The sequence below is a fragment of the Mesorhizobium sp. M7D.F.Ca.US.004.03.1.1 genome, assembly GCF_003998635.1.
Taxonomy (GTDB): domain Bacteria; phylum Pseudomonadota; class Alphaproteobacteria; order Rhizobiales; family Rhizobiaceae; genus Mesorhizobium; species Mesorhizobium loti.
In genome coordinates this window covers 1-3,956 of sequence record NZ_RZQG01000569.1, presented here as the reverse complement: position 1 = coordinate 3,956, position 3,956 = coordinate 1, and the positions used below count along the sequence as shown (strand labels likewise).

Here is a 3,956-nt window from a genome sequence, read left to right as displayed (position 1 = left end):
GAGTTTGAAGGGCTGCGCGCATAAAATCGATCCTATCGGCGCGAACGGCGATTCGGTCAACTCGACTGTAATTCTATCAACGGCTTTCTTTGTGGCGTTACGACGACCTGGCCATCGGAACGACGGTGGTCTCCTTGATCTCCTCCATCACGAACGACGCGGAGACATCAGACAGCGCCACCTTGGCGATCAGCCGCTGGTAGAGCCGGTCATAGGCCTTCACGTCTGCGACGCGGGCGCGCAAGACATAATCGAGGTCGCCGGACATGCGGTAGACGCCGGTGATCTCGGAAAAGCCGGTCACCGCCGCCCTGAATTTCTGCAGCCACTCCGGATCGTGGTTGGACGTGCGGATCAGGATGAAGACCGAAAGGCCAAGTCCGAGCTTTTCGGCATCGACCAGCGCCACCCGACCGGTGATGATGCCATCTTCCTCCAGCCGCTTCACCCGGCGCCAGCAGGCATTGCGCGACAAGGCCACCCGTTCCGACAGCTGGTCGACCGACAGCGTGCCGTCGCGTTGCAGCTCGGTGAGCAATTTTCGATCGATTTCATCGATATCGAGTGCCATGTGGGATGTTTGTCCCATGATCTGGCTGATTACAAGGATATTTTGAGACCGATGAACCGGCGAGGCGTGTCAGGATACTCATATCAGGAACTCAGACGCTGAAGGGGAACCAGCATGTCGGTCGCAAGGATTTTCACCTCTCATCCAGCCAAGGTTGGCGAGACGTATCTCAGTCATATGGCTTTTGCCGCCTGGTTCTCGTCGCGGCTGCTGCTGGCGGCGGGCGCCGCGCTCGTTCATGCTTTCTTGCCATTTCTGTTTGAGACTACCGCCAGCCGAATCGTTCGCGAGCTTTACGAGCGGACGCACAACAGAGGCACGCACGCGACCAAGGAGCCCGCGGCTCTTATGGATCGCGCCTAGAGGACGACAGAAGCGATGTGCCGATGGGCGGCCTATCTCGGTGAAGCGGTCTTTCTCGAAGACATCCTCACCGCGCCCTGTCACTCGTTGATCGCCCAGAGCCATTGCGCCCAGGAAGCAAAATCGCCGACCAATGGCGACGGCTTTGGCCTTGCCTGGTATGGCGACCGCCCGGAGCCGGGTCTCTATCGCGATATCCTGCCGGCCTGGTCCGATCCCAATCTGAAGAGCCTGTGCCGGCAGATCAAATCCGGCCTGTTCCTCGCCCATGTGCGGGCGTCGACCGGCGGCGCCACCAGCCGCATGAACTGCCATCCGTTCATCTCCAGCTCCTGGTCGTTCATGCACAACGGCCAGATCGGCGGCTTCGACAAGATCCGCCGTGCGCTGGAGAACTCGCTGTCCGACGCCGTCTTCGACCAGCGCGAAGGCACCACCGATTCCGAACTCTTCTTCCTGCTGATGATCGACGAAGGATTGGCCACCGATCCGCAAGGCGCCGTCTCCCGCGCCACCAGCCGCGTGCTCGAAGCCTCGCGCCGCGCCGGCCTAGAACCGGCGCTGAAGCTCACCGCCGCCTTCTCGGACGGGCAGGCGCTGCATGCGGTGCGCTATGCCACCGACGCCCACGCTCCGACGCTCTACACTTCTGTCCTGCGCAAGGGTGGCGGCCGCTGCATCGTCTCTGAACCCTTCGACCGCGAGGGCGGCGACTGGCAAGCGATCCCGCCATCGAGTTTTGTCACCATCACCGGCGATGACATGGCCATTCGGCCATTTGCTCCGATTGCGGCGAAGCTGGCGCTGGTCGGGTAGGTTTCTTCGCCAACTGGTAGCGTCGCGGGCCAGCGCCGACCTCAACAGACTATCGGCACAATTCCGATCAAACGCGGCCAATCCTCGAATGCTCAACTCCGCTTGAAATCGCGCCGCTATCCGCCATTTGATCAGGCACGCGCCGCCAAGCCGGAGCATTCACTATGGACCCCGTCTTTTCCTCGACTATCGATCTCGCCGCCGCCATCGCCGCGCGGAAAATCTCCGCCGTCGAAGCACTCGACGCCCACCTGGCGCAGATCGATGCCCACAACGAGGCCGTCAACGCCGTCATCTCGCTTGACAGGGATGGCGCCCGCGAGTGTGCCAAGAGGGCAGACGCAGCCCAGGCGCGCGACGAGGCTCTCGGACCTTTGCATGGCGTGCCGTTCACGCTGAAGGACATGCATGAAACGGCAGGCGTGAAGACCACGGTCGGCTTCCCGCCCTTTGCCGATTATGTCGCCAAACAGGACAGCCCGGTCGTCGCGCGGTTGAGGGCGGCCGGCGGCGTGCTGATGGCCAAGACCAATGTCGCGACCCTGCTGTCTGACTGGCAGTCGAACAATCCACTGTTCGGCCGTACCTGTAATCCCTGGAATCTCCAGCGCACGGCAGGCGGTTCCAGCGGCGGCGCGGCAGCGGCACTTTGCTCGGGGATGACGCCGTTCGACGTCGGCACCGACATGCAGGATTCGATCCGGCTGCCGGCCTCTTTCTGCGGCGTCTACGGCTTGAAGCCGACGGAGCATCGTGTCTCGCTGGCCGGCGCCTTCCCCGATCCGGGAGGAGCTGCGCGCAGCGTGCGGCTGATGTCCTGCCTCGGGCCGTTGGCGCGCAGCGTGGAAGATTTGGCGCTGATCCATCAAATCATCGCCGGCCCGGACGGGCGCGACACCGATCTTGCGCCGGTGCCGGTCGAGGACATGCCTAAGCTCGACCCTAGGACATTGCGCATCGCCTTCGCGCCGTCCTTTCCCGGGTTTCCGGTGGCCGGCGAGATCAGCGCCGCGGTCGAAAGTCTCGCAAGGCAGCTGCAAGACGCCGGCGCCGCCGTCGAAGAAGCAAAACTGCCGAAACTCGATCTGCACGACGATCTGGAACAGGGCGGCGCGCTGATCGGCATGATGATGGAGGCCGTGCAGCCGGAGCCGCCCGAGGAACCGACACCGGTGTCACGCTGGTTCGAGGCGCTCGCCCGCCGCGACAGGTCCATTCTCGCCTGGGACCGGTTTTTCGAAAACTGGGATGCCCTGCTCTGCCCGGTCGCCATGACCACCGCCTTCCCGCATTGCGAGCCGGGCACGCCGATCAAGCTCGACGGCAAGGAGCAGAGCTATTGGATGCTACCGGCCTATGGCGCCGTGTTCAACTACAGCGGCCATCCAGCGCTTTCGATCCCGTGCGGACTGGACAGCGCCGGCCTGCCGATCGGCCTGCAACTGGTCGGAAGACGCTGGTCGGAGGAGCGGCTGCTCGGCATCGCCAGGGCAATCGAACCTTTGGCCGGCGGCTTTCGCCGTCCGCCTAGCTACTGAGCGAAGCGCGACAATCGATAAGGCGCAAGCAGCCGGTCGCGCTCGCCGTCGAGGATTTCCCGGGCGGCGAACAGGCCGACGGCCGGCGCCAGCGTGATGCCGGAATGCATGACCGCGACATAGACACCGTCCACGCCCTCGGCGCGGCCGATGATCGGAAAGCCGTCGATCGGCGTTGGCCGGTAGCCGACCGTGTGGAAATCGAGTTCCAACCCGTCGCTGTCGCGCAGCATGGCTTTCATGGCCGCAAACAGTGCGTGGGCGGTGGCTTCGGCATCCATGCTCGGGTCGGCGCCGCCAAAATCCGAGCCGGCGATGATGCGGCCCTCCGCGGTCTGGCGCATGTGCAGTCGCTCGGCCAGCACCAGCCCGTTGAGCAGCTTTTTGGAGGGCCGCGAGTGGACGATCAGGCCGGGCGGCGTTTCGATCGGCAGGTTGATCCCGGCCGTCGCGGCAATCTCCGGTGAGCCGACGCCGGCCGCGATCACCACCTCGTCTGATGCAATCAGGCCATGTGATGTGTCGACACCGGTGATCCTGCCGGCGGTCTGGACCAGCGCCGTCACCGTGCTGGAGATAATACGTGCGCCAAGTCGCTCGGCGTCGGCCAGCAGCGCTTTCGTGGCTGCGACAGGCTCGGCCACCCCCTCTTCAGCCACATACAGGGC

The 3,956-nt window shown here is 64.0% G+C and carries 5 protein-coding genes; 3 read left to right on the top strand and 2 right to left on the bottom strand.

All coding sequences use genetic code 11. The features are described 5' to 3' along the window. Positions 1–97: 97 nt before the first annotated feature. The gene (locus EN935_RS25550) at positions 98–571 is read right to left on the bottom strand and encodes an Lrp/AsnC family transcriptional regulator (protein WP_127262827.1); all 474 of its coding nucleotides are present in this window, start codon (positions 569–571) and stop codon (positions 98–100) included. Between the two features lie 114 nt (positions 572–685). On the opposite strand from EN935_RS25550, the gene EN935_RS25545 reads away from it, so the two are divergent. The 3 genes from EN935_RS25545 to EN935_RS25535 all read left to right on the top strand — a co-directional run bounded on the left by EN935_RS25545 (position 686) and on the right by EN935_RS25535 (position 3,288). Next, on the top strand, positions 686–934 hold the full coding sequence (locus tag EN935_RS25545) for a DUF6356 family protein (RefSeq protein ID WP_109666078.1): 249 nt from the start codon (positions 686–688) through the stop codon (positions 932–934). Positions 935–949: 15 nt separating this feature from the next. After that, a complete protein-coding gene (locus tag EN935_RS25540) occupies positions 950–1,750 on the top strand; it encodes a class II glutamine amidotransferase (protein WP_127262828.1) in 801 nt (266 codons plus the stop codon). Positions 1,751–1,914: 164 nt separating this feature from the next. Beyond that, the gene (locus tag EN935_RS25535) at positions 1,915–3,288 is read left to right on the top strand and encodes an amidase (protein ID WP_127262829.1); all 1,374 of its coding nucleotides are present in this window, start codon (positions 1,915–1,917) and stop codon (positions 3,286–3,288) included. Here the strand turns inward: EN935_RS25535 and EN935_RS25530 are convergent. After that, positions 3,282–3,956, bottom strand: a 675-nt coding sequence (locus tag EN935_RS25530) for an FAD-binding oxidoreductase (RefSeq protein ID WP_164771332.1), incomplete at its 5' end; no start/stop codon positions are given. The genes EN935_RS25535 and EN935_RS25530 overlap by 7 nt on opposite strands.